The sequence below is a fragment of the Paenibacillus sp. oral taxon 786 str. D14 genome (assembly GCF_000159955.1).
GTDB classification, from domain to species: Bacteria; Bacillota; Bacilli; order Paenibacillales; family Paenibacillaceae; genus Fontibacillus; species Fontibacillus phoenicis.
On record NZ_GG695974.1, the window covers coordinates 149,310 to 175,163 of the forward strand.

22 protein-coding genes and 2 pseudogenes are annotated in these 25,854 nt (G+C 55.8%); 20 read left to right on the forward strand and 4 right to left on the reverse strand.

The genetic code is table 11. From position 1 onward, the window contains the following. Positions 1-286: 286 nt before the first annotated feature. A complete protein-coding gene (locus POTG_RS09305; protein ID WP_009224579.1) occupies positions 287-1,519 on the forward strand; it encodes a DEAD/DEAH box helicase in 1,233 nt (410 codons plus the stop codon). Positions 1,520-1,593: 74 nt separating this feature from the next. On the opposite strand, the gene POTG_RS09310 is transcribed toward POTG_RS09305, so the two are convergent. Both POTG_RS09310 and POTG_RS09315 read right to left on the reverse strand, forming a co-directional pair. After that, the gene (locus POTG_RS09310) at positions 1,594-2,343 is read right to left on the reverse strand and encodes a GTP pyrophosphokinase (RefSeq protein ID WP_009224580.1); all 750 of its coding nucleotides are present in this window, start codon (positions 2,341-2,343) and stop codon (positions 1,594-1,596) included. 119 nt (positions 2,344-2,462) lie between these two features. Beyond that, a pseudogene (locus tag POTG_RS09315) lies at positions 2,463-3,001 on the reverse strand (GNAT family N-acetyltransferase). 244 nt (positions 3,002-3,245) lie between these two features. On the opposite strand from POTG_RS09315, the gene POTG_RS09320 reads away from it, so the two are divergent. The 18 genes and pseudogenes from POTG_RS09320 (at position 3,246) to POTG_RS09405 (ending at position 23,077) form a co-directional block, all read left to right on the forward strand. Next, positions 3,246-4,154, forward strand: coding sequence for a LysR family transcriptional regulator (locus POTG_RS09320; protein ID WP_036644893.1), 909 nt, complete (start codon positions 3,246-3,248; stop codon positions 4,152-4,154). A 103-nt stretch (positions 4,155-4,257) separates the two neighbouring features. Continuing rightward, a pseudogene (locus POTG_RS09325) lies at positions 4,258-5,086 on the forward strand (transporter substrate-binding domain-containing protein). A 30-nt stretch (positions 5,087-5,116) separates the two neighbouring features. Beyond that, positions 5,117-5,902 (forward strand): amino acid ABC transporter permease, encoded by a 786-nt coding sequence (locus tag POTG_RS09330; RefSeq protein ID WP_009224585.1) that lies wholly within the window; start codon positions 5,117-5,119, stop codon positions 5,900-5,902. Then, complete coding sequence (locus tag POTG_RS09335) at positions 5,899-6,609, forward strand: amino acid ABC transporter permease (protein ID WP_009224586.1); 711 nt, start codon at positions 5,899-5,901, stop codon at positions 6,607-6,609. Before POTG_RS09330 ends, POTG_RS09335 begins: the two co-directional genes overlap by 4 nt. Beyond that, the gene (locus POTG_RS09340) at positions 6,606-7,358 is read left to right on the forward strand and encodes an amino acid ABC transporter ATP-binding protein (RefSeq protein ID WP_009224587.1); all 753 of its coding nucleotides are present in this window, start codon (positions 6,606-6,608) and stop codon (positions 7,356-7,358) included. Before POTG_RS09335 ends, POTG_RS09340 begins: the two co-directional genes overlap by 4 nt. A 29-nt stretch (positions 7,359-7,387) precedes the next feature. Beyond that, positions 7,388-8,404: an LLM class flavin-dependent oxidoreductase gene (locus POTG_RS09345; RefSeq protein ID WP_009224588.1), complete on the forward strand. Its 1,017-nt coding sequence runs from the start codon at positions 7,388-7,390 to the stop codon at positions 8,402-8,404. A gap of 1 nt (position 8,405) precedes the next feature. Further along, positions 8,406-9,605 carry an amidohydrolase gene (locus POTG_RS09350; RefSeq protein ID WP_009224589.1) on the forward strand — a complete coding sequence of 400 codons (1,200 nt, stop codon included), beginning with the start codon at positions 8,406-8,408 and terminating at the stop codon, positions 9,603-9,605. Continuing rightward, positions 9,602-10,756, forward strand: coding sequence for an N-methyl-L-tryptophan oxidase (solA, locus tag POTG_RS09355; protein ID WP_009224590.1), 1,155 nt, complete (start codon positions 9,602-9,604; stop codon positions 10,754-10,756). Before POTG_RS09350 ends, solA begins: the two co-directional genes overlap by 4 nt. Positions 10,757-10,841: 85 nt before the next feature. Next, complete coding sequence (locus tag POTG_RS09360) at positions 10,842-11,321, forward strand: DinB family protein (RefSeq protein WP_009224591.1); 480 nt, start codon at positions 10,842-10,844, stop codon at positions 11,319-11,321. Between the two features lie 46 nt (positions 11,322-11,367). Continuing rightward, positions 11,368-12,708, forward strand: a complete 1,341-nt coding sequence (locus POTG_RS09365; protein ID WP_009224592.1) for an LLM class flavin-dependent oxidoreductase — start codon at positions 11,368-11,370, stop codon at positions 12,706-12,708. An 80-nt stretch (positions 12,709-12,788) separates the two neighbouring features. Further along, entirely contained in the window at positions 12,789-13,361 is a 573-nt protein-coding gene (gene ssuE / locus POTG_RS09370; RefSeq protein WP_009224593.1) for an NADPH-dependent FMN reductase, read from the forward strand. A gap of 135 nt (positions 13,362-13,496) precedes the next feature. Continuing rightward, the gene (locus tag POTG_RS09375; RefSeq protein WP_009224594.1) at positions 13,497-14,855 is read left to right on the forward strand and encodes an LLM class flavin-dependent oxidoreductase; all 1,359 of its coding nucleotides are present in this window, start codon (positions 13,497-13,499) and stop codon (positions 14,853-14,855) included. A 38-nt stretch (positions 14,856-14,893) separates the two neighbouring features. After that, positions 14,894-16,552, forward strand: a complete 1,659-nt coding sequence (locus POTG_RS09380; protein WP_009224595.1) for an ABC transporter substrate-binding protein — start codon at positions 14,894-14,896, stop codon at positions 16,550-16,552. Between the two features lie 24 nt (positions 16,553-16,576). Continuing rightward, the gene (locus tag POTG_RS09385; RefSeq protein ID WP_009224596.1) at positions 16,577-17,503 is read left to right on the forward strand and encodes an ABC transporter permease; all 927 of its coding nucleotides are present in this window, start codon (positions 16,577-16,579) and stop codon (positions 17,501-17,503) included. A 37-nt stretch (positions 17,504-17,540) separates the two neighbouring features. Continuing rightward, positions 17,541-18,437, forward strand: coding sequence for an ABC transporter permease (locus POTG_RS09390; RefSeq protein WP_036644894.1), 897 nt, complete (start codon positions 17,541-17,543; stop codon positions 18,435-18,437). 9 nt (positions 18,438-18,446) lie between these two features. Then, complete coding sequence (locus POTG_RS09395; protein WP_009224598.1) at positions 18,447-20,522, forward strand: ABC transporter ATP-binding protein; 2,076 nt, start codon at positions 18,447-18,449, stop codon at positions 20,520-20,522. Beyond that, positions 20,519-21,985: a DHA2 family efflux MFS transporter permease subunit gene (locus POTG_RS09400; protein ID WP_009224599.1), complete on the forward strand. Its 1,467-nt coding sequence runs from the start codon at positions 20,519-20,521 to the stop codon at positions 21,983-21,985. The genes POTG_RS09395 and POTG_RS09400 overlap by 4 nt, the downstream gene beginning before the upstream one ends. A 51-nt stretch (positions 21,986-22,036) precedes the next feature. Beyond that, positions 22,037-23,077: an LLM class flavin-dependent oxidoreductase gene (locus POTG_RS09405; RefSeq protein ID WP_036644895.1), complete on the forward strand. Its 1,041-nt coding sequence runs from the start codon at positions 22,037-22,039 to the stop codon at positions 23,075-23,077. A 72-nt stretch (positions 23,078-23,149) separates the two neighbouring features. Here POTG_RS09405 and POTG_RS09410 read toward each other — a convergent pair whose 3' ends face one another. Continuing rightward, positions 23,150-23,398, reverse strand: coding sequence for a spore coat protein (locus tag POTG_RS09410; protein ID WP_009224601.1), 249 nt, complete (start codon positions 23,396-23,398; stop codon positions 23,150-23,152). Between the two features lie 15 nt (positions 23,399-23,413). Continuing rightward, the gene (locus tag POTG_RS09415) at positions 23,414-23,599 is read right to left on the reverse strand and encodes a hypothetical protein (protein WP_009224602.1); all 186 of its coding nucleotides are present in this window, start codon (positions 23,597-23,599) and stop codon (positions 23,414-23,416) included. Positions 23,600-24,081: 482 nt separating this feature from the next. Here POTG_RS09415 and POTG_RS09420 point away from each other — a divergent pair, with 482 nt between their 5' ends. Further along, positions 24,082-25,659, forward strand: a complete 1,578-nt coding sequence (locus POTG_RS09420) for a methyl-accepting chemotaxis protein (protein ID WP_232228323.1) — start codon at positions 24,082-24,084, stop codon at positions 25,657-25,659. Positions 25,660-25,854: the final 195 nt, after the last annotated feature.

A 25,854-nucleotide genomic window follows, 5' to 3' on the forward strand; every position in this document is an offset into this window, starting at 1 on the left:
GACATTTCAGCCTCTTTTCCTCCAAATAAGACCCTAAAAGGGCCTTATTTTCTTCATGGAGTGCAAAAGGGCGGAAATAACGCCACAAAAGGGCCTTATCGGAATGCTCTGCCGAAATGAGAACGGTCGGCCATCGCGCATGCACCGAACCGGTCCGATCCAACTCTCCATTTGCCGGGTTACCTGTGAAGTGTTATATTGGTAAGATTGGTGGAACGAGCTTCAAGCCTTGGGCGCTTCCTGCCAAAATTAGCGATTCCGGCAGTAAGGCCGGCAAGGAGTTATTATGCAATTTAAAGAACTGAACCTGATCCCTTCGATCTTAAAAGCGTTGGAGCAGGAAAACTATACGGCACCTACGCCGATTCAACAACAAGCGATCCCGCCGATTCTCAGCGGCCAAGACTTGCTGGGTTGCGCGCAGACCGGTACGGGGAAAACCGCAGCATTTGCCATCCCTACACTGCAGTTGCTGCATAAGGATGGCGCCCCGCGTGCAGGCCGGCGGAACATCCGCGCGCTTGTGATCACGCCAACCCGCGAGCTGGCGCTGCAGATTTACGAAAATTTTTGCGCCTACGGCAAGTACCTGCCTCTGAAATGTGCAGTTATCTTTGGCGGCGTGTCGCAGAAACCGCAGGAGGCCGCGCTGCAAAAGGGCGTAGACATTCTGGTAGCCACGCCCGGAAGGCTGAACGATCTCATGCAGCAGAAGCTGATCGATCTGAAGAACGTGGAGCTCCTGATTTTGGATGAAGCGGATCGCATGCTGGATATGGGCTTTATCCACGACGTCAAGAAGATCATCGCCAAGACACCGTCCCAGCGGCAAACCTTGCTCTTCTCCGCCACGATGCCAGATGCGATCGCGCAAATGGCCGATTCCATCCTGAGAAATCCCGTCAAGGTGGAGATTACGCCGGTTTCCTCAACGGTGGACACCATCGGGCAGTATCTGTATTACGTGGACAAGGGCAACAAGAGGGATCTGCTGATTCATCTTTTGAAAGACCCGTCCATCGAATCCGCCATCGTCTTTACGCGGACCAAGCATGGGGCGGACCGGTTGGTGCGCCACTTAACGAAGGCGCAGGTCAGCGCCAAAGCCATCCATGGCGACAAATCGCAAGGCGCTAGGCAGACGGCTTTGCAAGATTTCAAGAATCGCACTTTGCGCGTCCTGGTTGCTACCGATATTGCGGCACGGGGCATCGACATCGACGAGTTGTCCCACGTCATCAACTATGAGCTGCCGAATATTCCCGAAACATACGTCCACCGGATCGGGCGGACCGGCCGGGCCGGACAAAGCGGCGTCGCCATTTCGTTCTGCGATTTTGACGAGAAGCCGTACCTGGCCGATATCGAGAAATTGATCGGAAAGCGGATCCCTGTCATTAAGGAGCACCCTTATCCGATGCAACAGACCGCCTTAGCTCCAAAGCCGGTGCAGCCGGCAAGGGAGTCCAAGAAGCGCACGGAATCCTTGAACACCAAACGTGTAAGACAATCCCGCTAAATGAAGAAGGAGTTGCGCCTCCCATCTTGATGATGGTACAGGGCAACTCCTATTCTTGTAGGTCTTCCTAAGGCTCATTCCCCGCCCGACAACAACTTCAGCAGCTTCTGCGGAATGTTGAACTTCTGGTTGTCGATGAGCAACTGGAACTCTTCGGAGGCTTCGACTTGGTGAGCGTGCTTGATTTCCTCCATTTCCTGCTGCAGCTGTTCCATTTTCAAGTCCAGCTCGTAGGCGGTGTCGGCGGCGTTCTTGAGATCCTGGAGCAGACGATCCGGTACGGACTCGTTGTATTTATAGAAAATTTTGTGCTCCAGACTGGCCCAGAAATCCATGGCAATGGTGCGGATCTGAATTTCGACGCACACCATTTCCTCGCCGTCTGACATGAACACCGGCACTTCGACCAGCATGTGCAGGCTTTTGTATCCGTTCGGCTTGGGGTTCTTGATGTAATCTTTGATCGTAAGGATCTTCAGGTCCTTCTGCGCCTGCAGCATTTCGCTGATCCGGTAAATGTCCGAGATAAACGAACAGGTGATGCGAATGCCGGCGATGTCGCGGATACTGCGCTTGATATCCTCTAAGGAGGAAGCGCCGCCTTTGCGGTACAGCTTCTTCATGATGCTTTCCGGAGACTTGATTCTAGACTTCGTATGCTCGATCGGATTGTAGTCGTGGAGAAGCTGAAACTCCTCCTGCAAAATTTCGATTTTTGTCTCCACCTCGTGGAGAGCAAATTTGTACATCATCATAAATCGGGTCAACGACTTCTGCAAGGCCTTCATTTGCTCTAAGGGGTTCACAAAAGAGTGATTTATCATTAGGGGCTCCGTCCTTTAACATTGTTCATCACATGATTTCCATTTCCATTATAGCTTAGGAGACAGGCCAGATGCCAGAAAGGGGGATATCATGAGCGAACGCCCCTGATTGATTGTACTTACGAGGTTTGCAGCAGGGGCAACGCGTCCGTCAATTGGATCTTATACGATTTGACCAGGGTCTCCCCATTGGTGGTATCAGCTTCGTAAGCCCGTTCGAATCCGAGGCTCTCATACAGCTTCACCGCAGCGGCCATCATGTCCGACGTATGTAGGTACAGCGTGCGGGCGCCCAGCTCCAGGGATCGGCGGGCGGCCTCACGAATAAGCTGCTTTGCAATTCCGCGTCTGCGGGCATAGGGGGATACGGCGAGCAGCCGGATGATGGGGGATTGGATGCCTAGGTCCGATCTCCCATAGGCCGCTTCCGAGTTCAGGAACAGCTGCACGCTGCCCACGATGTCTCCGTTAAGCTCGGCGACAAGGCGGGCATAAGGGCCGTTGCCGTAGACAGAGCTTCGGATGTTCTCGCGATATTCCTCCCACGGGGCATATCAAACGCATATTGCCGGTAAGCTTCCAGCATCACCTTGGCAATTTGTTCCCGTTCATCCTCCCGGGCATCCCGGATTAACACTTCCTGCTCTAAACGGCTCATCTCTCCAACACTCCTTATCGAAGTAATTCATTTAACATCCCAATCAGGTGAAGTGAAATCAGTATAGACTAAATACCGACTAACCGCATCGGAATATAAAAATATTTACACAGACATTAAAAAATTCTATATCGAACGATTGACAAAAAGTGGCGGGCTCCCTAAGATTAAGGATAATTTTAATAAAACCGCCTATGTAGATTGGTATAGTAAGAAATATAGATTAATTTGGGGAGGGATCTTTTTGAACATCGATCATATTGAGGCGTTTGTATACATCAATCACTACGGCAGCTTCAACAAAGCGGCGGAGGTGTTATTTCTTTCGCAGCCGACGGTGACCGCGCGGATTCAATCGCTGGAGCGGGAGCTGGATTGCCGATTGTTCGATCGCTTGGGGAAACAAATCCAGCTGACGGAGAAGGGAAAACAATTTCTGCCTTATGCCCAGCAAATCCTCCAGATCTACCAAAAGGGAAAACATCATCTCCATTCCCGGCCGGGTACCCCTGAGGAGCTTCGGATTGGCAGCACCGTTTCCGTGTCCAACTATTTAATGCCGCACCTGCTCGTGCTTCTGCATCAACGCTTTCCGCTGATCAACTTCAAGGTGACAACCGGTCCGACTGACGTTCTGGCAGGCAAGCTGGCGGCCAAGGAAATCGATGTGGCATTTGCACGCAAGCAGATGAGTCCGTCGTTCCAATCCTATCCTTTCTATGATGATCCGATCCGGCTATACGTGTATAAGGATCACCCGCTTGCCGCTGCCGGAAGTGCATCCATCCGCGACATCCGGCGGGAACCGCTGGTGTTCTTCGAATGCGGCTCCCTCGACTGGATGCGAATTCACCGCGCGTTCGAAAGCCTGGAGCAGCCGCCAAACATCGTGTTTCAAGTCGATAATGCCGAGACTGCGAAGAAGCTTGTGATCAGCCGGGCCGGCATCTGCTTTCTCCCTGGGTTGTCCGCCAGACAAGAAGTGCAGGAGGGAATCCTCGTGCCGGTAGACATCCTTGAGACGGCAGGCGTTTCTTTACAAACCCACCTTATCTCCCTCAGCGGTGAAAACAACGTGTTTTTGGACGCTTTGTTAGAGCTAGGCGCTTCTCCTATCGACGATTTGCATGTACCCATAGAAAAACTCGATTAGACGTGTAACAAAAATCACAGTAAAGTAGTGTCAACATAATCCTGACTAAACTTATAGGGATTATAAAACAAAGATCACCGTGAATAAGGAAGGGGTTAGAGACATGAAGAGATGGTTAAGTGCAGCGGCCGTACTGGTGTTAGCGGGGGCGCTGGCAGGATGCGGAGCGGGAGCGTCCGGCGGGACGGAAGCGAAGGATACGGCGGCGAGTGCGGACACGGGGGAAGTGAAGAAAAATCATCGTAGGGACGGGCACAGGCTTTCCGAAAGTATGCTTTATCGACGAGAACGGGAAATTAACCGGATTTGACGTTGAGCTGGTCCGCGAGATCGATCAGCGTCTTGAGGAATATGAATTCGAGTTCCAGACCCAGGAGTTTTCCAACCTGCTGCTGAGCTTGGAGACGAAGAAGATCGATTTTGTCGCTCATGAGATGGAGAAGAACCCGGAGCGGTCCGAGAAATACCTGTTTAACAAAGAGCCCTACGCGCACTGGAGAAATAAGATCATCGTCGCGAAAGACAACAATACGATTCATTCCTTGGATGATTTGAAGGGGAAGAAGGTGTTGACCTCACCAACCAGCGCGCAGGCACAAATTTTGGAGAACTACAACAAGGAAAATAACAATGCTATCGAGATCGTGTACCAGAGCGGTGCAGCCAACGATACGGTCAGCCAAATCACTTCCGGCCGCGTCGAAGCCACATTGGGAGCGGACTTCTCGCTGTCGCTGATCGATCCTCAAGGCAAGCTGAAGACGACCGGGGAGGAGCTGTCACAAGCCGATATTCTCTTCGTCTTCCGCAAAGACGATCCGGAGGGACAGAAGCTGGCGGATGCGATCGACGAGGTGATCAAGGAATTGAAGGCGGACGGAACCTTAGGCAAGCTGAGCAAGGAATGGCTGGGAGAAGACTTCACTAGCTAATCAACAAGGCGGGAAAGGAGGGAGATTTTCATGGGGGCACCGTTTGATTTTTCTTTCGTGATCAGCGCCTTTTCGAAGCTGTGGTCGACGCTGGGCGTCACCTTGCTGATTGTGGGCGGGTCGTTGCTGACGGGAATGATCGTCGGGTTTGTGATCGCGTTCCCCCGGCTGTATCGGATTCCGGTGTTGCAGCAGTTTTCGAAGGTATATGTCTCTTTTTTCAGAGGGACGCCGATCTTGATCCAATTGTTCCTGTTCTACTATGGCTTGCCGGAGCTGTTGAAGCTGGTCCACCTGGATATCTCCCGAGCGCCCGTGTTGTTCTTCGTCATTTTGACCTACGGCCTGCATACCGGAGCCTTTATGTCGGAGATGATCCGCGCTTCGGTGACGGCCGTGGATCGGGGACAGGTCGAAGCAGCCTATGCGATCGGGATGAAGGGGCATCAAGCATTCACCCGAATTGTATTGCCGCAAGCGTTGGCGGTGGCGGTGCCGGTCTTCTCCAATATGGTGATTGCCTTGTTGAAGGATACTTCGCTGGCGTTTACCCTTGGCGTCATGGAACTCACCGGCAAAGCCCAGACGCTTGGCGCGCTTACTCAGCATTTTATTGAAGCGTATTTGGCTCTGGCGTTCATCTATTTGGTCGTGAGCTTCACATTAGAGAAGCTGCTGCGGGCCGCCGAACGGCGTTTGCTGAAGCATGAGCAGCCGGATGGAGCGGAGAGAAGGAGGTTCCGGATCGAGCGGAAGCCGTCGCTGAGAGGCATGTTTGTTGGGCTCGGCGCAGAAAAAGGAGGCGCAAAACTATGAAAATCGACCCTTCTTTTGTCTGGACGGCCTTCGTTCAGCTGTTGTCGGCGATTCCCACCACCTTAATGATCACCGCCGTGTCCGTCTCGGTTGGGTTTGTCATTGGCGTGATCACGGCGCTGTTCCGGCTGTATCGGGTTCCTGTGCTGGGGCAAATCTCCACCGCTTATGTCACCTTTATTCGCGGGACGCCCATGCTGACGCACTTATTGCTGATTTACTTCGGGTTGCCGGTCATTATTGACGGCTTATCGGAGGGGTTCGGCTGGGGCTTTAAGTCCGCCTCCATTCCGATGATTGCTTTTGCCTATATTTCCTTTTCTATCACGGCCGGGGCTTATATGTCCGAGGTCGTCCGCTCGGGGCTGCTGGCGGTGAACCGCGGGCAGCTCGAAGCGGCCTATTCCATCGGGATGACGACGTTTCAGGCGCTGCGGCGGATCGTGTTCCCCCAGGCGCTGGCGTTCAGCCTGCCGAACCTGTCCAACTCGGCGATCGGGATGCTGCACGGGTCGACGCTGGCTTTTACCGTATCCGTCGTGGATATTAACGCGAAAGCGCAAATCGTTGCCTCGACCAACTGGAAGTTTTTTGAGGCCTATGTTGCGGCGGCGTTGATTTTCTGGGGGCTGACCGTCCTGATCGAACGGCTCACGGCGCGGCTCGAGAAACGAATCCAACTTTACAATCGGGGGGGAGTGGCATGATTCAGCTTCGTCAATTATCCAAGTCTTTTGGGCGCCAGCAGGTCTTAAAATCGATTGATCTGACGGTGAACCAAGGCGATGTCGTAGTCATTCTGGGACCAAGCGGCTCCGGCAAAACGACGCTGCTGCGATGCATCAACTATCTGGAGAAGCCCAGCGGCGGCGAGATTGCCATCGGCGATTACCGGGTGAACTGCAGCCGCGCGACCAAGAAAGACATTCATGCCCTCCGGCAAAAGACGGCGATGGTGTTTCAGCAATATAACTTGTTTCGGCACAAGACGGCGCTGGAGAACGTGATGGAAGGCTTGGTGATCGTCAAAAAAATACCCAAGGAAGAAGCCAAAGCCCGCAGCATCGCTTTGCTGGAGAAGGTGGGGCTGGCCGGTAAGCTGGACGCTTATCCAAGCCAGCTGTCCGGAGGCCAGCAGCAGCGGGTGGGCATTGCTCGAGCACTGGCGCTTGAGCCGGAGGTTATTTTATTTGACGAACCTACGTCGGCGCTGGACCCGGAGCTGGTTGGCGAAGTGCTGGAGGTCATTCGCAAGATTGCCAAGGAAGGGATCACGATGATCGTCGTGACCCATGAGATGGGGTTTGCCCGGGATGTGGCCAACCACGCCGTATTTATGGACGGCGGCGTCATCGTGGAAGAAGGGAGCCCGGCGGAGCTGCTGTATCATCCGCGTGAAGAGCGGACGAAGCAGTTTCTGAAACGGATTACCCCTGAGCCGAGCTATAGCATTTAAGCATTTAGGATTTAGGAGGCGACTGAGAGATGGGACTCACGATTAGCGTGTTGGATCAAAGCCCGGTTTACCCGGGGGAGAGTGCGGAGCAGGCGTTTAAGCATACCGTATCGCTGGCCCGCAAATCCGAGGAGCTGGGGTTCCGGCGGTTCTGGGTGTCTGAGCATCATGATTCGGAGCAGGTGGCCGGTTCCTCGCCCGAGGTGCTGATTTCCTACCTTCTGGCGAAAACGAGCACGATCCGGATCGGCTCCGGCGGCGTGATGCTCCAGCATTACAGCCCGTATAAGGTGGCGGAAAATTTCAACGTGCTGGCTTCTCTGGCGCCGGGGCGGGTCGACCTTGGCGTTGGCCGGGCTCCAGGAGGTTTGCCGAAGAGCACGCAGGCTTTGCAGCAAGGCGTAAGGGAATCGGCGACCTTGACAGACAAAATCGTGGAGCTGCGCAAATACGTGCAGAACCGCCTGGAGGCGGACCATCCGCTGGCCGGATTGCGCGCGGCCCCGCTCCCGGTGGAGGCTCCTGAGCTCTACGTGCTTGGGGCGAGCGTGGATAGTGCGCAAATCGCTGCAGGACTAGGCTTGCCTTATGTGTTTTCCTTGTTTATTAACGGGGATCCGGCGATTGCGCTCAAGGCGATCCAAACCTACCGGGAGAGCTTTGAGGCGTCCCACGGTACCGAGCCTCAAGTCATCCTGGCGTTGTCCGTCATCGTCGCCGAATCTGAAGCGGAAGCCGCCGAGCTTGCCGGCAATCAGAAGGTTGTGAAGGTGCGGCTCGCCAGCGGCAAATTGGTGACGCTTGGCACACGGGAGCAAGCGGAAGAGTTCGGCCGTCAGGCCGGAGAGCCCTATACGATCGAGGAGCAGGAGCCTTGGATTGTTAAAGGGACCAAGGCAACGGTCCGGGAGCAGCTGTTCGCGCTGCAGAAGGACACCGGCATCGAGGAAGTGATTGTCACCAGCAATATCACGCCTTTCGAGAAGCGAGTCCGCTCCTTTGAGCTGCTTCGCGAAGCATTAGTCGAAGTGACGGTGGAGGCGTAACATGTCTAACGATACTTATACGACTCAAGAGTTGTCCGGTACAGCGGCAGCGCGGTTCGTAGAGATTCGCCGGGAGTTGCACCGGTACCCGGAACTGTCAAACGAAGAGTTCGAGACGACCCGTCAAATTCGCGGCTGGCTGGAGGAAGCGGGCATCCGGATCCTGGACATTCCGCTGACAACGGGGCTGGTAGCCGAGGTTGGCGGGCTCCAGGGCGGGCCGGTCATCGCGCTTCGGGCGGATATCGACGCACTGCCGATTCAGGAGGAGACGGGACTCCCGTTTGCTTCGGCGAATCCCGGCAAGATGCACGCCTGCGGGCATGATTTCCATACTGCCGCCCTGATCGGTACGGCGTATGCCCTTAAAGCGCGGGAGGAGGAACTGAAGGGCACGGTCCGGCTGATCTTCCAGCCAGCCGAAGAGAAGGCCAAAGGCGCGCGGCAAGTCATCGCCAGCGGGGCGCTCGATGGGGTGCAGGCGATCTTCGGCATGCACAATAAGCCCGATCTTCCCGTCGGGACGATCGGGATCAAGAGCGGCGCGCTTATGGCCGCCGCCGATGGCTTTGTTGTAGAGGTCGCGGGACGGGGGACCCACGCCGCCGTGCCGGAAGCCGGCAACGACCCGATCGTCACCGCCGCGCATCTCGTGACGGTGCTGCAATCGATTATCAGCCGGAACGTCGGCTCCCTGGAGAGTGCCGTCATCAGCGTCACGAAGCTCCACAGCGGCACGGCATGGAACGTCGTCCCTGAAACAGCGCTGCTGGAGGGCACGATCCGCACCTTTGATGAAGAGGTGCGGCGGCGGGTGCTACAGCGCTTCGAAGAGGTGGTTCAAGGAGTGGCGGCTGCATTTGGCACGACAGCTTCCGTCCGCTGGATCGAAGGGCCGCCGCCCGTGCTGAACGATCCCAAGCTGGCGGAGCTTGGGCTGGCGGCCGCAGAGGCGGCGGGGTATCAGGGCATCATGCCGGTTCCGTCGCCGGCAGGAGAGGATTTTTCGTGGTATCAACGGGAAGTTCCGGGGCTCTTCGTCTTTATGGGGACGGATGGGCCGCAGGAATGGCATCATCCAGCCTTTGATCTTGACGAGCGGGCGATTCCGGTAAGCATCGGCTTCTTCACGAAGCTGGCGGAGCTGGCATTGGAGGAGCTGGCACGGGATAACCGCCGGAAGGAAGGCGCGTCCCGATGAGCACGCCCGCCGTTTATGACGTCATCGTTGTTGGCGCAGGCTCCATGGGGATGAGCGCCGGGTACTATTTGGCCCGTAAGGGGCTGCGAACGCTGCTGATCGATGCTTTTGATCCGCCGCACCGGGAAGGCAGCCATCACGGCGAACCCCGGCTGATCCGGCATGCTTACAGCGGAGATCCCGTGTATACGGAATTGGCGGTTCGCGCCCACCGCTTATGGAATGAAGTGGAGGAGCTGACCGGAACTCGGCTGCTGGAGCCGTCCGGCGTGCTGAATATCGCGGATCGCACCATCTATTCCTTTAAGGAGCGAATTGCGCAATCGGAGGCGCTGGGCGTCCGTACGGAATGGCTGGATGCGGCAGAAATCCGCGCCCGCTGGCCAGAGCTGACGATCCCGGATTCGTTTGAGGCGATGTATGAGCCGGACGCCGGGTACTTGTACAGCGAGCGATGTGTGGAGGCGTATCGCAAGCTGGCGTTGGCGCAAGGCGCGGAGCTGCTGACGTACGCCATCGTGCGGGATTTGAAGGTACACAGCGGAGCAGGCGGCGTGACGGTTTATACCGCGGACGACAAGTTTCATGCCGGGGCCGTTCTGCTTACTGCCGGGGCATGGTTCAGCACGCTCGCCCCGTTCGTCAACCTTCCCATTCGCTCCGTGCGCAAGGTGGTCGGATGGTTCGAGACAACCGGTCCTGGCTTCGACGGGGGACGTTTTCCCGGGTTTACATTGGGGACGCCGGAAGGCGGGTATTACGGGTTCCCGAACATCGGCGGAGCCGGTCTTAAGATCGGCCGCCATGACGGCGGAATCCCCTGGACCCCGGGGGAGACGTTGGCGCCTTTCGGAAGCCGTCCCGAGGATGAAGCGGATTTGCGCCGCGTGCTGTCAGCCTATATGCCGGGGGCGGCCGGCCGCCTAAAGCAAGGCGCGGTCTGCAAATACGAGATGTCGCCGGATGAGGATTTTATCATCGACCGGCATCCAGAGCACCCGCAGGTTTGGGTGGCGGGCGGCTTTTCCGGACACGGCTTCAAATTTGCCAGCGTGATTGGGGAGCGGCTTGCGGACTTGGTTGAAAAAGGGAAGACGGATGACTCGCTGCGGCCGTTTGCGCTGGATCGTTTTGGCCAGTTGGCGAAGTAGAGAGATTTGGCGCTGGACCTGATTGGGCCAGTTGGCGAAGCAGGGAGTTCGGGAAGAAGCTTAATTTGGAATCGGAGGGGATGGCATGACTAAAGTAAATTTTGAAGCTTTTTTGAATACACATGGACAGCTCGTTACGGCCATTGATGGCCTCAGCGAGGAGCAGACCACTTGGAAGCCAAAGCCGGAGAGCTGGAGCGTACTGGAGGTATTAACCCACTTGGTGGATCACAGTATCGTTGTCTCTTTTCGGATCCGGGATATTCTGGCGGGAACGGAGGCGCGGCTGCCGGCTTTTAACCAAGACGCCTGGATCAGCGGGCAATATGCCAACGCAGGTAAAGTCTCCGATGTGCTGCAGGCCTTTCATGCGTTGCTTTTGTACAACAGCCTGCTGTTAAGCCGCCTGGATGCGGCCGACTTGGAGAAAACCGGCGTGAACGCCAAGGGAGAAACTGTCTCCATCAAGGATATTGTCGAGGGCTTTACCAACCACGTCCAACGTCATTTGGGGCAAATCGATCGAATCAAACAAGCAGCCGGGTTTGCCCTAAGCAAGAGCTAAGGGCTAGGAAACGAACGATACCCAAACGATAAGGAGGAACGAGATCATGGCGAAACCAAGACAACTCAAATTAGGCGCATTATTGCACGGGGTAGGAGGAGGAACCTCCCTGTGGCGTCATCCGGATGTGCAGGCGGATGCCAGCGTGAATATCGACGTGTATAAACGTTGGGTGCAAAAGGCGGAGGCCGGCAAATTCGACCTGGTATTTATTGCGGACGGCTTATACATCACGGAGAAATCGATCCCCCATTTCCTGAACCGCTTTGAGCCCTTAACGCTCCTCAGCGCCCTGGCGGCGGTCAGCAAGCATGTGGGTCTGGTCGGAACGTTGTCCACTTCGTACAGCGAGCCGTTTACCGTTGCCCGGCAGTTCGCCTCCTTGGACATGATCAGCGGAGGGCGCGCAGGCTGGAACGTCGTAACCTCCCCGTTGGAAGGCTCGGCGCTGAACTATGGGAAGAAGGAGCATCCGGACCATGCCAAACGTTACCGGATTGCCACCGAGTTTCTGGAGGTGGTCCGCGGTCTGTGGGATTCGTGGGAGGACGACGCATTTGTGCGGGATAAGGAGACGGGGGTATTTTTTGATCCGGAAAAAATGCACACGCTGAACCACGTCGGAGAATTCTTCTCGGTGAAGGGGCCGCTGAACATCGCCCGCTCTAAGCAAGGGCAACCCGTGATCTTCCAGGCGGGCTCCTCTGAGGTCGGCAAAAATTACGCAGCCAAGCACGCGGACTCCGTGTTCACCGGGCATGAGACGATCGAGGACGCGCAAGCTTTCTACCAAGATGTGAAGTCCCGCGCCGCATCGTTTGGACGGAATCCGGAGGAAGTCCTGATCTTTCCGGGGATCAGCCCGATCCTTGGCCGTACGCCGGAGGAAGCGGAACGCAAATATCAAGAGGTCGCCAGCCTGGTGACGATCGAGAATGCGCTGGACTATTTGGGCCGTTTCTTCGAGCATCATGATTTCTCCCAATATCCGCTGGATGAGCCGTTCCCGGATGTCGGGGATTTGGGCAAAAACAGCTTCCAAAGCAGCACGGATAAAATCAAAAAAGACGCCAAGGAAAAAGGGTTGACGTTAAGACAAGTGGCGCTTCAAGTCGCAACGCCGCGCGGCGGATTTATCGGGACGCCGGTGCAGGTCGCAGACCGGATTCAGGCCTGGTTTGAGGGAGGCGCAGCCGACGGGTTTATGATTACCGCTGCCGTTCCGAACGGGCTGGAGGATTTTGTGGATCTGGTCGTACCGATTCTGCAGGAGCGCGACCTGTTCCGGACTGAATACGAAAGCGATACGCTGCGCGGCAACCTGGGCCTGCCGTTTCCGGAGAACCGATATACGCTGGAGCGTAAAGCGGTAGCGGCTAAATCCTGAGGCGGGTACCGGCATGCTGAGGTGGTGCCGTTAGCTTTGCAGTATCAGGAGATGGATTACGAATAGGAGGAGATCAAATTATGAGCAAAATCGTTATTATCGCTGGGAGTCCAACCTTAGGTTCACGGTTGTTCGGATTAACGGATTACGTACAGGAGAAGTTGACCCAAGCGGGCAATTCCATCGATTGGTTCTCGGCGGCAGAGCTGCCGGCGGAGGATTTGCTCCGGGCGAATTTCAACAGCGAGGTTGTGAAGGAGCTGAACGCAGCGGTTGAAGCGGCCGATGCCGTTATCATCGCCAGCCCGGTCTATAAAGCGTCTTATTCGGGCGCGCTGAAGACGATCCTGGATTTGATCCCGCAAAAAGGGCTCCAAGGCAAAGTAGTGCTGCCGCTGTTCATCGGCGGGACGATTGCCCATTTGCTGGCGGTGGATTACGCGTTAAAGCCGGTGGTTGCGGCGCTTGGCGGAACTCATATTCTCAGCGGTGTATTTGCCGTCGATCAATGGGTTAGCCGGTTGGAGAACGGCGGGTTTGCGCTGGAAGAGCAGCTTCGGGTGCGGCTGGACGAGGAGGTAGCCGAGCTGAACCGGGAACTGGCCCGTTATCGGCTTGGGGCAGAGGAGCAGAAGCAAGGCCAGGTTGTGTAAATTCAGAAGGCGATGTGCCTGAAGGTGAAGGAGAGCCTCACGGGATTCTGTGCTGCACTAATGCCGACTAAACATATGAGTTAATGATTGATTAGAGTGTCATGATTTCTAAATTAAACAAAGGTGGAGTGAACAATGGGTTCCCATTCCAATAGACAGCTCCGGTTCGGAGCCGCGATTCATGGCGTAGGGAGCAGCCATACGGCGTGGAGGCATCCGCAGATTCCTTCGGATGCCAGCGTAAGCCTTGCTTTTTATACGCAACAGGCGCAAATCGCTGAAAACGGAAAATTCGATTTTGTATTCATTGCGGACGGTCTCTACATCAATGAAAAATCGATCCCGCATTTTCTGAACCGGTTCGAGCCGATTACGATCTTGTCTGCGCTTGGCGCTGTAACTTCACGGATCGGCCTGGTCGGAACGCTGTCGACCTCGTACAGCGAGCCCTTTACGGTCGCCCGGCAGTTCGCGTCGATCGACCATATTAGCAAAGGGCGGGCCGGTTGGAACGTTGTGACTTCACCTTTGGAAGGGACGGCCCTCAATTTTGGCGGCAAACCGCACCCCTCGCATTCTGAGCGATACCGAATCGCCGAGGAATATTTGGAGGTCATCAAAGGCCTGTGGGACTCCTGGGAGGATGACGCTTTTATTCGCGACAAGGAGAGCGGGGTTTTCTTCGACCCGTCCAAAATGCATCGGTTGAATCACGAGGGCGAGTATTTCTCCGTACAGGGCCCGTTAAACATCGCGCGTTCCAAGCAGGGCCAACCGGTCGTGTTCCAAGCCGGCTCCTCCGAAAGCGGCCGCAACCTTGCGGCCAAGACGGCGGACGCGGTATTCACCGGACCGGAGACGCTTGAAGAAGCCAAGGCGTTCTATCAGGACGTGAAGCGGCGCGCCGTCGAAAATGGGCGTTCCCCTAATGAGATTCTGATCTTCCCGGGAATCGGTCCAATCATTGGCCGGACTGAGGAGGAAGCGGAGCGGAAATACCGCGAAATCGCCGAATTGGTGACGCCGGACAAAGCGCTGGAGTACCTTGGACGGTATTTTGAGCACCATGATTTCTCCCGATATCCGCTGGATGAGCCGTTCCCGGATCTGGGCGATTTCGGTTCGAACAGCTTCCGCAGTACAACGGAACGTATCAAGAAACGGGCGAAGGAGCAGAACCTGACGCTCCGGGAAGTTGCGCTGCAGGAGGCGACGCCAAGGACGGTGTTCTTTGGCACGCCGGAGAAGGTTGCGGATATTGTGCAGCAATGGTTCGAGGAACAGGCGGCGGACGGTTTTATTATCGGAGAAAGCGTTCCAGGCGGGCTGAGAGATTTCGTGGAATGGGTCGTGCCGATTCTGCAGGAACGCGGATTGTTCCGCACCGATTATGAGGCGGATACGCTTCGCGGCAATCTGGGGCTGCCTGTGCCGGTGAACCGTTACACGGCGCAGAGGGCGCTGCAACAGGCCGGCAGCGTTCGGTATGTCTGATCAAACGTTAGTTTAAGCACAGGGAGGGCGTTGATGCCATGAGAATCATGAAGACCAAGCGCAGTAAATCCATCGTCGCAGCGGCAACGATGATGGTGGTGCTGCTATCGGCCTGCGGGAGCCATCCAACCGCACAAGAAAGCCCAAAGGCTGAGGCGTCCGCCTCGGATGCCGAACAAACAGCTGCCGCACAAGGCGGGGAACTCACTTATGCGCTGGCGACCTCACCCGATACGTTGGACCCGCATCGCAGCGGGCTTGCCGTAGCGGTTCGGGTCCTTCGCACGATCTATGACAGCCTGGTCGTCCAGTTGCCGGACAATACCATCAAGCCGTGGCTGGCGAAGGAATGGACGGTTTCGGAGGACGGGCTCAGCTATACCTTCAAGCTCCGGGAGGATGTCAAATTCCATGACGGAACCCCGTTTAATGCCGAAGCGGTCAAATTCAACTTCGACCGGATTCTCGATCCGGCCACAAAAGCGGCGAATGCGGCTGCCTTGCTTCAGCCGTATGAATCCTCCGAGGTAATTGACGAGTACACCGTCAAGCTCAACCTTTCGACGCCGTCCAGAGCGTTCCTTGGCAACCTCAGCCAGGCGCTGCTTGGCATCGTCTCGCCGACGGCAGCCAAGCAATACGGTGATCAGCTGGGACAGCACCCGGTGGGAACCGGACCGTATAAATTCGTGAAATGGGAGGAAAACGCCGGCATTCAGGTGGAGCGCAATCCAGATTATCATTGGGCGCCTGAATTGGTCGACAACCCGGGAGCGCCTTATCTGGACAGCGTGAACTTTCGTATCATTCCGGAGGAAGCGACCCGGATCGGAAGCGTGCAGAGCAAGCAAGTGCTCGCTGCCGAAACGGTGCCGCCTCAGAATGCGATCGCACTGAAGAACCATGCCGAGCTGCAGTTGCTCCAGACCAATACGGTCGGCCTGCCGTATACGTTATTTTTTAATCTGGACCATGCCCCCTGGAATGAGCTGAAGGCCCGGCAAGCCGTGCAGCTCGCAGTTGATGTGGATGCGATCGTCAAGACCTTGTACTTAGGCACTTACGAGCGGGCTTGGTCACCGCTGACGCCGGGAACGTTTGGCTACGATCCTTCGCTGGAGAACTCGATTCAACCTGATCTAACGAAGGCCAACCAGCTGCTGGATGAGTTGGGATGGGTGAAGGGAGCGGACGGCATCCGGGAAAAAGACGGCAAGAAGCTCACCCTGCATTACGTCGACGGAACCCCGAACCGGGAAAAACGCAACGACATCGCAGTGATCATTCAGCAGCAGTTGAAGCAAATCGGCATCGCCGTTGAGGTGGAGATCACCAAAGATGTCCGGACCGTGGTGTATACCAACGGAGATTACGATTTATACGGAAACAGCCAAGTCAATTCTGATCCGAACGCACTCTATTCGTTCTACCATTCCTATGATCCGAACGGACAGCCCACCTTGTCGCGGCTGAACAGTCCAGAGGTGGATGAGTGGCTCGAGCAGGGAAGAGTGGAGAAGGATGACGCGAAACGGGCGGAGCTGTACAAGAAAGTGCAGCATTACATTATCGACAATGCGATCATTCTTCCGATCTACGTGTTCCCTTATACCGTAGCTGCATCCCAGTCCGTACAAGGAATCAAATTCGATTCCCTCGGCTATCCGTTGTTTAACGATGTTTCATTAAAGAAGTAACGCGAAGGGAGCTGCATTAGGAAAATGGTTTGGACGATCTTCCAGCGGCTGATCGCCTCGTTGCTGGTCATTTTCGGATCGCTGGTGCTGGTCTTCACCATTTTGTACGTCCTGCCCGGCGATCCGACGGACGCGATGATTGATCCCGCGCTGGCGACGCCGGAGGCGATTGCGGCCTTACGGCACCAGCTTGGCGTTGACCAGCCGTTCCACGTTCAGCTCCTGCGGTATTTCGGCGGTATATTCCGGGGAGACTTCGGCAACTCGCTGCTGAATTCGGACCCGGTGCTGCCCAAGATCGTGGAGAGCTTGCCGGCTACGCTCGCTTTAACGGCGGCCAGCGCCTTCGTGTCCGTCGTTGTCGGGATCCTGCTGGGCGTTCTCTCGGCGATCCATCGCAACCGGGCGATTGACATTATTGCCCGGATCATCGGATTATTTGGCATCTCCATGCCGACGTTCTGGTCGGGCATTCTGCTGATCCTGATCTTCTCGATTACGCTGGGCTGGTTCCCGGCGATGGGATCGGACGGCTGGAGGACCCTCGTCCTGCCGGCCCTTGCACTTGGCACCGTCGGGGCGGGATTTATCCTCCGGATGGTTCGAAGCAGCATGCTCGATGTCATTGGGGAGCAGTTTATCGTCACCTTGCGATCCAAGGGACTCACCGAGCGCGCGGTGATGTACCGGCATGCGCTCAGGAACGCGTTGATCCCGGCTGTGACGATGATTGGCATGCTGATCGGCGAGATGCTGGCCGACACGGTCGTGATCGAGACCGTATTTTCCCGACAGGGCATCGGCAGGGTGATCTCGGACGCCATCATGGCCAAGGACTTGCCGGTGGTTCAAGGCGTTATCCTGTTTTCTGCCGCCATTTATGTATTCGTTAATCTGCTAGTGGACATTTCTTATGCGATCATCGATCCACGAGTCCGACGCTCCACTTAATGAGGTTCACGTACTCTATGAACGGGAGGGAAATCGAGTGAGAGAAGCGATCTTCTCCAAAACCGTCTGGCGCGAACGTAAAGCCGGAGCTTCGGCCGCGCCGCGAGCCGGCCGATTTTCGGTCAATGACCTGCTTCTGGTGTTGGCCGGATTATTCATCTTGTTTATCGTCGCATGCGCCATCGTCCCTTCCTGGATCGCTCCGTATGCTCCGACGGAAATGCTGACGGACCGTATCCTGCAAGCGCCCAGCCGGGCTCATCCGTTGGGTACGGATTATTTCGGCAGGGATGTCTTCAGCGTGATCGTGCATGGAAGCCGCGATTCCCTCTTTATCGGGCTGGCTTCCGTGCTGACCGGCGGGTTGATCGGCGGAGCTTTCGGAGCCATCGCCGGGTATGCGGGCGGATGGGTGGATACGGTAATGATGCGAATCAACGATATTCTGATGACGATTCCGGGGATTCTGCTCGCGCTTGCGATCGCCGCGGCCCTTGGCCCCAGCCTGTTTAACATCGTGCTGGCCGTCGCCGTCTCCTCCGTACCGGGATATGCCCGCGTGATGCGAGCTCAAATTTTAAGCATTAAAAACCGCACGTTCGTGAAAGCCGCCGCCTCCATCGGCGCTTCGCCCTGGTCGATCTTCTGGAAGCATGTGCTGCCGAACTCCCTTTCACCGCTGCTGGTCATGGCGGCGGTGGGGATCGGCACGTCGATTCTGACGGGATCGGGTCTCAGCTTCCTCGGGCTGGGCGTGCTTCGCGAAATCCCGGACTGGGGGACGCTGCTGTCCCAGGGCAGAGGTTACCTGACCGTAGCTTGGTGGATCTGCACTTTTCCAGGGCTGGCGATTACCTTGTTTGTCTTGGCAGTCAATATACTGGGGGACCGTCTGAGAGATCATCTGGATCCGAAAAAACTTACGCAGCGATAGGAGGGGGCCATGAGGAGCGCATTGTTGGATATTCAGCAGCTTTCCGTTGATTTCAGCACCCGAAACGGACTGATCCAGGCGATTCGGGATGTCACCTTAACGATCGGAGAAGGGGAAACCGTTTGCCTCGTCGGCGAGTCCGGAAGCGGCAAGACGGTCACCTCCAAAGCCATTATGCGCTTGATCGATCATGAGAACGGCAAGATCACGGGCGGCAGCCTCCGCTTAGGCGGGACCGATTTGACGGGACTGTCTGAGGCGGAGCTTCGCCGGGTTCGCGGAAAAAAGATGGCGATGGTGTTCCAAGAGCCGATGGCCGCCTTTGACCCGGTATTTACAATCGGCCGGCAAATCCGGGAAACCATCCTGCAGCATGAGCGGATCTCCAAGCGGGAGGCCGATGAGCGGGCGGTTCGCCTGCTTGAACGCGTGGGCATTCCGGAGCCGAGGCTGCGGCTGAAGCAATACCCGGGCGAACTGTCGGGCGGCATGCTGCAACGGGCGATGATCGCGATGGCGCTGTCCTGCGGTCCGGACCTGCTGATCGCAGATGAGCCGACAACCGCATTGGATGTGACCATCCAAGCGCAGATTCTGAGCTTGCTTAAGGACTTGCAGCAAGAGTTCGGGATGTCGATTTTGCTCATCACGCATGATTTGGGGATTGCCGCCGATATCGCCGACCGTATTGTGGTGATGTATGCCGGGGAAATCGTGGAGGAGGCGCCGGCAGAGCAATTGTTCCGACTCCCCCGCCATCCGTATACCCGCGGACTGCTCCGCTCCATCGCTAAGCTGGATACCGTCCGCGGGACCCGGCTCCATTCCATCGAAGGGTCGATTCCCAGCCTGGCCGAGCCGCCCAGCGGGTGCCGGTTTCATCCCCGCTGCGCTTACGCCACGGAAAGCTGTATTCGGGAAGCCCCACCTTTAGTGGCAGATGCAGAAGGCCGCCGAACCGCTTGCTGGCACTCGGAAGAGCTGGTCCGGCAGGATAGCTGGCTTGCGGCGCAACCGGAAATCGAAGCCGCCCCGATACACGTACGCAGCTCTTCCTCGGAGAGCGAAGGCCCCATCGCGACGGCCGAACCGACTGATGTAAACGAAGGCGAGGTGCTGTTTGCCGCTGAGCATTTGCGCAAATATTACCGCGTTTACGGCGGAGGCTTAGGGAAACGGAACCGGCTGATCCGTGCCGTAGACGATGTCACGTTTACGATCAAGAAAGGGGAAACCTTTGGCCTGGTTGGCGAATCCGGCAGCGGGAAGTCGACGCTGGGGAGGGTGCTGCTGCAGATGGAGAAAGCGACGGCAGGAAGCGTGTTGTTCGCCGGCGAGGACCTTACTCGACTGAGCGGAGCAGCCTTGCGTTCGGCCCGCCGCCATATGCAGACGATTTTTCAGGATCCTTATGGCTCGTTTGATCCGAGGTGGAAAATCGGGGATAGCATCGCTGAACCGCTCAAAGTTCACGGAGATTTGCCCTCTGGGGAAATCAAGGAGCGCGTTCGCGAATTGTTGGAGCTCGTTGGTTTGGACCCATCTTGGGACGAACGGTATCCGCATGAGTTCTCCGGCGGGCAGCGGCAACGCATCGGCATCGCCCGGGCTATCGCCTTGAACCCGCAGTTCATCTTAGCGGATGAAGCCGTCTCGGCCCTGGACGTGTCCGTCCAGGCTCAGATCATCAACCTGCTGCAGGACCTGCAGCAGAAGCTGGGGCTGACCTATCTGTTTATCGCCCACGGGCTGCAGGTCGTGCGGCATATTTCCGACCGGATTGGCGTGATGTATCTCGGGAAGCTGGTGGAGATTGCCCCAAGCGAATCGCTGTTCCTTCGGCCGGCCCACCCGTATACCCGGGCGCTGATCGACTCCATTCCCCGGAGCCGCCCGGGCGAGGGACAGGGGCAAGGGCAGCTTCCCCGCGGCATCACCGGTGAAATCCCATCCCCGGCGAATCCCCCGGCAGGCTGCCGGTTTCACACCCGCTGCCCGTTTGCCGTCTCGCGCTGCCGGGAAGAGGAGCCGCAGCTTCGGCCGCTCGAAGGCGGCCATTACGCGGCCTGTCATTTTCCGTTATGAGGACTGGAACTGAACGCCGGTTCTGGCCCATTCTCCTGACGTTGTTTTTAGGGTCCTTTGCCGGGGTATATCACGTCGTGTCGCTAAACGTCTCGCTTCCCGGCTTTATCGGGATATTTCATGCCGAGCTGAATACCGTACAGTGGGTGATTACCGGCTTTTCCTTGGCCTGCGGCATGATCGCGCCCGTCAGCGGATATGTATGCCTTCGGTTTGGGAGCAAACGGGTGTTTCTGTGGTCGCTGGCAGGGATCAGCGTGACCTCGCTGCTGTGCGCGATCTCGTGGAACGTTCAGGCGCTGATCGGGTTTCGTATCCTGCAGGGGGTGTTCTGCGGACTGATCCAGCCGGTCTCCCTGATGATGATTTATCAGACGCTGCCGCGCGAACGCCAACCGCTGGCCGTCAGCGTCTGGTCGTTTTCCACGGTGCTGGCCACAGCGATTGGACCTTCGCTAAGCGGTTGGTTTCAGCAGGTGGATTGGCATCTGATTTTTCTCGTGACCGTGCCGCTCGGCATCGGCGCTTGGATCGCCGCGAAGGTTCTGCTGCCGTCTGCAGGAGGCGCCGACGCATCAAGAAAATTAGATATCGCCGGGCTGTTCCTTGCCACCGGAGGAAGCCTGGCCATGCTGCTGCTGTTCGGGAATTTGCATCAATGGGGGCTTGCTTCTCCCTTAACCTGGGCGTGCTTGATCGCCGGAGGTGCAGCCTTCGTAATGTTTGTGCGAGTGGAGTTACGCACCCCAGAGCCGCTGTTGAATCTGCGGTTATTTCGCAATTTACCCTTTACAGCAAGCTTAAGTCTGACCCTGATTCTTACGGTAGCCCTGTACTCCGGGGTGTATTTCATCCCGCTGTTCCTCGAGGAAATCCGCGGAATGTCCGCCTTCCATATCGGGCTGCTGTTTCTTCCGGCTGCGGCGTGCCTGACCTTGGCGACCTTCCTCTCAGGGAAAATATACGCTTCCCGTGGCCCCGCGCTGCTGGTTGGTGCGGGCAGCTTGCTGCTGCTGGCGGCCAACCTGCATTTCAGCCGGCTTCATCCGGAGACGACGCTGCTTTCGGTGATCATCTGGTTATGCATTCGTAACGCCGGTACGGGGTTTGCACTCACTCCAGCCACCGGCAGTGCGATGGGGGCGGTGTCCGAGCAGGAATCGGGAGATGCTTCGGCGCTGCTCAGCTGGCTGAGGCAGATCGTTAGCTCCATCTCGCTGGGGATGTTCACGTCTGTGTTCTACGTCCGTTTGGGGATCCATGAAGCCCGGATGCATGCCGAGCTTAACGCTAACGGGCTGAGTCGAGAACAGTTGTACAGGGAGGCGTATACGCAGAGCATTGGAGATGCCTTTTGGCTGGCGAGCGGGTTAATTGCCGCAGCGATTCCTCTTGTTTGGCTGATCCGTAGAAAGAGACAGCCACAAGATGCCGGTGCTCCTGCTTTAAAACGCTCTGTCTGAGGAAAGTAGTCCAATGTAACTTTGATTAACCCGGCAGGAGGCGAAAGCCTGATGAAAGTTGCTTTGTTCAGCTTGATGATGAATGTTCCCAATGCGGTAACGGGGGAAGCGTGGACGACGCAGCAAAAATTTCAAAATGTGATCGACCAGGCCATCCTCGCCGAAAAACTGGGGTTCGATGCTTATGGGATCGGTGAGAGACACGGGGAACCTTTTCTCTCTTCTTCACCGCCGTTGGTCCTGACCGCGATCGCTGCTCAGACCACCCGCATTCGCCTTCTCACCACCGTTACGGTGTTGAGCGTGCTTGACCCAGTTCGGGTCGCCGAGGATTATGCCACCTTGGATCATTTGTCCGGAGGGAGGCTGACGATGATCATCGGCAAAGGCAACGATCCCCGGCATTACCCGTTGTTTGGCATCACAGAAGAAGAGCAATGGGAGTCGCTCGCCGAACGATACGGATTGCTGAAGCGGCTGTGGACGGAGGAGAAGGTAACCTGGTCGGGCCGTTACCGGCCCCCGCTCCAAGAGGTAACGACCTTTCCGAGACCCTACCAATCGGAAATCCCCGTATGGCACGGCAGCGCATCAAGCACGCTGTCGACGGAGCTCGCCGCCCGGTACGGGGAGCCGATTTTTTCTTCGAACTCTTTTCACCCGTTTGAAAAATACAAAGCCTTAATCGATCATTACCGCGAACGACTGGTCTATTATGGCCATGATCCCCACAAAGCGGTGGTGGGAGCCGGTTCGGGAAGTTTATATCTCGCGGACACGGCCGAGGAGGCCTTGCGGCGGTTTAGACCCTATTATGAGGCGTTCAGCGGGACGGAGGCCGCCAAGCACAATCAATCGCCGTTTACCTCGCTAAAGAATATGGTGGAACGGGGACCGGCCTTAATCGGCAGCGCTGAACAGATTATCGTGAAAATCCTGAAATACCACGAGGCCTTCGGACATACCGTGCTGGGGATTAGCGTGGACGGATTAAGTGAGGCCGAGCAGCGGGAGCAGCTTCACCGGTTTGCCGAAGAGGTGCTGCCGGTTTTGAAACGGGAGATTCCAAACCCCTTGTACCGTGGAATTTAAAAAAAGAGCTTCTTTACACCCGAAAGGGGGTGGAGAAGCTCTTTTTGCTGTTCACTCAAGCTGGGGTTTCACTCAGCCGCCCAGCTGCGATTTTACCTGCTGCACTTCCTGATCGTCCGCCATCATCGCCGGCTGGTAGAATCCTTTGGACTGAGCCAGTTGGAACAGCTCGTATTGCGATTTCTCGCAATTGTCCCGGATTTGCTGAATCGTTGATCTCAGCTGGGGATTCGCGCATTCGGAAATGACGCTGGAGTAGGTGGTCAGGCTGCTTTTGACCATGGACAACGCGTCGTTCACCATATCTTTATCCTGCATCATCGTGTAAAGCTCCTCCTAATTCAGAAATGACATGAGCTGCTGCTTCGTATTCAGTGCGTCCTGAGCCGATTTTTGAAAGTAAGCTTTGACTTGCGGATCAACGGACTGCTGCGCGTAGGCAAGCATTTTTTGATGTGCTGTTTCATGAGCGCCAATCAGGTGCCGCAGGCTTTGCAGCTCCTGTTGATTGATTTGGGCCATGCCATCTGCTCCTTTCAGGTGGTATTCGCTGGTTATTGTTTGCGAAACCGGAGCAAATATGCGATGAGTTGATTTTTTCTTGGAAAAAAGCGGCTTATCTGTGAAGAAAACGTGACGGGGATCGGGGAGAAATAGGTCATTTGAGTCTTGTATATTTTTGAACTCGTGACTCTTATCACAATTCCATACCATGTAAACTATTAAAATAGTCACTGTGTTTTTGTCGAATTTAGTTAAAAATGAATATGTAGGTATTATTTAGATTTTATTCCGAAGATGCAGTTAAAGCACCGGGGCATCAACCTATGAAAATTTAATTAAAAGGTGGAATCATCATGTCCAGGCGAGGTAATTTATTCCGATTGTTTAAGAGTTTCAGGTTCCATTCGCTAACCGGCAAATTGCTGGGAATGATCGTACTGCTAATGACAATATGCGCCGTATCTTTCACGCTGGTGTCCTATTACGAGGTCCAACGATCAATGACCAGTCAGATGAAGAGCGACGGGACCACCCTGGTGACGAACATTAAACGCGAAATCATCAGCAATGAGCTGTTGGATATGGAGCAACTGCAGAAGGTATTTCAAACCATCATGGAGGAAGGCAACGGCAACCTCGTTTATGTCTCGCTCTACGATGCCCAAGGGAAATTGATCGTATCGGATAACAGCCAGCTCCAGGGGAACACTGCAGAGGAAATCGACGCCGTCGCTTCTTCCTCGGTTACGGCGTCAAATATGGATTTGTCCTCCGTTGTTGCCAATCAAGAGACGACGGGCCAAATCTTGAAAACGGCCAGTGGTGAGAAGGTTTATAATATTTCCACGGAATTTACATACAACCAAGAGCTCTCCGGTGCGTTAAATGTGGGGATCTCGCTGGAAAGCATGAACGAGCAAATCCGCGATGCACTAATCGAGACGATCGCTATTTCGCTTTTGATTTTATTGTTCGCCGTCGCCTTGGGCGTGTTTATGGGACATCGAATGATTCGTCCGATCGTGATGATGTCCAAATGCATCAAACAGTATGCCGCAGGGGATTTTACCGAAGAATTCATCCATCATAGCCGCGATGAAATCGGTAAAATGGCAGAGGACCTTGCCCATATGCGCAGCAAGCTGGGCGGGATGATGGAGAACATCCAGCTTCGCGCTGGCCAAGTCACCTCCGGTTCGCAGCAGCTCTCGATAATGATCGGGGAGAGCTCGCAGGCGGTGAAGGAAATTTCAACCGCGACGGATGCACTGGCGACGGGATCCAGCGATCTTGCGGTGAATGCGCAGGAGGGGTTTGAGCGGCTGAACCGCTTAGCCGAGGAGATTCTTGCCTTGACTGCGCGGGCAGACCAGATGAAGGCAAGCATTGAAGAGACGCAGGAAGCCAACCAAACAACCATGAGTAGCATGAAACAACTGCAGAAAGCGATCCGTGAAAATGCAGAGGTCACCGTCAACATTGAGGAGCAGGTGAACGACCTCAGCGACAAATCGCAGTCGATCACTCAGGTGACGACCGTGATCAAGGCGGTTGCCGAGCAAACGCATCTCTTGGCGCTGAACGCCATGATTGAAAGCGCAAGAGCCGGCGAACAAGGCCGTGGCTTTGCGGTTGTGGCGGAGCAGATTCGTAAGCTGGCCGAACAAACGACAGGTTCGGTGCAGGGGATCGAGGAGATGGTGCGGGAAGTGTCTGCTGCCGTAGCGAAGACCCGGGAGTATATGCAGCAGGGAACCGAAGTCATTACCCGGACAAGCGAGGTGTCGCGGGAGACCGGTCAAGCGTTCCGGCAAATCGATCAGACGATCCATCAGATGATCGCGGGCATGCAAGAGCTGATCGATGGAATCATGCAAGTAAACAACGACAAAAACGAAGTGATCGGCACCATCGAAAACATCTCCTCCATCGCACAGGAAGCCACTGCGTCTACCGAGGAAATCTCGGCTTCAACCGAGCAGCAACTCGCCAGCATGGAGCAGGTATCCGCATCGGCCGTCGAAATGAAAGAGATTGCCGACGATTTGCACCGGATGGTGGAGCAGTTTAAGTTTTGATTAAAGCCCAACAACAACGAACCCCTCGCAAATACAATGTTTCATAGAGCTCTTTACAAAAAAAAGTGCCGATGCAACCCTCAGCGAATGAGAAATGCATCGGCTTTTTTTAATTTTGGTAGGCGTTCACGGTTGCATTACCCGCTTCGACCTTTAACCAGTACATAAAATTCTCGCGTGTTTCGATATCGATAC

Excerpts from the sequence above, each read along its gene's own strand:
- POTG_RS09305 (WP_009224579.1), top strand. The coding sequence starts at position 287 with ATGCAATTTAAAGAACTGAACCTGATCCCTTCGATCTTAAAAGCGTTG.
- POTG_RS09310 (WP_009224580.1), bottom strand. The coding sequence starts at position 2,343 with ATGATAAATCACTCTTTTGTGAACCCCTTAGAGCAAATGAAGGCCTTG.
- POTG_RS09330 (WP_009224585.1), top strand. The coding sequence starts at position 5,117 with ATGGGGGCACCGTTTGATTTTTCTTTCGTGATCAGCGCCTTTTCGAAG.
- POTG_RS09335 (WP_009224586.1), top strand. The coding sequence starts at position 5,899 with ATGAAAATCGACCCTTCTTTTGTCTGGACGGCCTTCGTTCAGCTGTTG.
- POTG_RS09340 (WP_009224587.1), top strand. The coding sequence starts at position 6,606 with ATGATTCAGCTTCGTCAATTATCCAAGTCTTTTGGGCGCCAGCAGGTC.
- POTG_RS09345 (WP_009224588.1), top strand. The coding sequence starts at position 7,388 with ATGGGACTCACGATTAGCGTGTTGGATCAAAGCCCGGTTTACCCGGGG.
- POTG_RS09350 (WP_009224589.1), top strand. The coding sequence starts at position 8,406 with ATGTCTAACGATACTTATACGACTCAAGAGTTGTCCGGTACAGCGGCA.
- solA (WP_009224590.1), top strand. The coding sequence starts at position 9,602 with ATGAGCACGCCCGCCGTTTATGACGTCATCGTTGTTGGCGCAGGCTCC.
- POTG_RS09360 (WP_009224591.1), top strand. The coding sequence starts at position 10,842 with ATGACTAAAGTAAATTTTGAAGCTTTTTTGAATACACATGGACAGCTC.
- POTG_RS09365 (WP_009224592.1), top strand. The coding sequence starts at position 11,368 with ATGGCGAAACCAAGACAACTCAAATTAGGCGCATTATTGCACGGGGTA.
- ssuE (WP_009224593.1), top strand. The coding sequence starts at position 12,789 with ATGAGCAAAATCGTTATTATCGCTGGGAGTCCAACCTTAGGTTCACGG.
- POTG_RS09375 (WP_009224594.1), top strand. The coding sequence starts at position 13,497 with ATGGGTTCCCATTCCAATAGACAGCTCCGGTTCGGAGCCGCGATTCAT.
- POTG_RS09380 (WP_009224595.1), top strand. The coding sequence starts at position 14,894 with ATGAGAATCATGAAGACCAAGCGCAGTAAATCCATCGTCGCAGCGGCA.
- POTG_RS09385 (WP_009224596.1), top strand. The coding sequence starts at position 16,577 with ATGGTTTGGACGATCTTCCAGCGGCTGATCGCCTCGTTGCTGGTCATT.
- POTG_RS09395 (WP_009224598.1), top strand. The coding sequence starts at position 18,447 with ATGAGGAGCGCATTGTTGGATATTCAGCAGCTTTCCGTTGATTTCAGC.
- POTG_RS09400 (WP_009224599.1), top strand. The coding sequence starts at position 20,519 with ATGAGGACTGGAACTGAACGCCGGTTCTGGCCCATTCTCCTGACGTTG.
- POTG_RS09405 (WP_036644895.1), top strand. The coding sequence starts at position 22,037 with ATGAAAGTTGCTTTGTTCAGCTTGATGATGAATGTTCCCAATGCGGTA.
- POTG_RS09410 (WP_009224601.1), bottom strand. The coding sequence starts at position 23,398 with ATGATGCAGGATAAAGATATGGTGAACGACGCGTTGTCCATGGTCAAA.
- POTG_RS09415 (WP_009224602.1), bottom strand. The coding sequence starts at position 23,599 with ATGGCCCAAATCAATCAACAGGAGCTGCAAAGCCTGCGGCACCTGATT.
- POTG_RS09420 (WP_232228323.1), top strand. The coding sequence starts at position 24,082 with ATGACCAGTCAGATGAAGAGCGACGGGACCACCCTGGTGACGAACATT.